Here is a 239-nt window from a genome sequence, read left to right on the forward strand (position 1 = left end):
GGAGAGGCCGAGGCTGAGCTGCTTGCGGGCCACCGATTGCTTCACCGCCTCGCCTTGACGCTCGAGCTGGTTGCGCACGGCCGTGCGGATGAAGTCGGCGCGGTTGGCGTAGAAGCCGTCGCGAACCAGCAGGTCGACAGGGCCGAGATCGACGAAGCCGAGATTGATCGTCAGCTTCTCGCTGTCCGGCGCTCTCGGCCGGAGCTCTCGCACGTTGCCTGCCATCCCCAAGCCCTCCT

The 239-nt window shown here is 66.9% G+C and carries 1 pseudogene; it reads right to left on the bottom strand.

The annotated features are described in order from the left end of the window. Nucleotides 1–225: pseudogene (locus tag WDW90_RS40365) on the bottom strand (CopG family transcriptional regulator); the annotation flags it as partial. Nucleotides 226–239 lie beyond the last annotated feature (14 nt).

Origin of the sequence: Methylobacterium nigriterrae, assembly GCF_037106235.1 — a bacterium.
GTDB classification, from domain to species: domain Bacteria; phylum Pseudomonadota; class Alphaproteobacteria; order Rhizobiales; family Beijerinckiaceae; genus Methylobacterium; species Methylobacterium nigriterrae.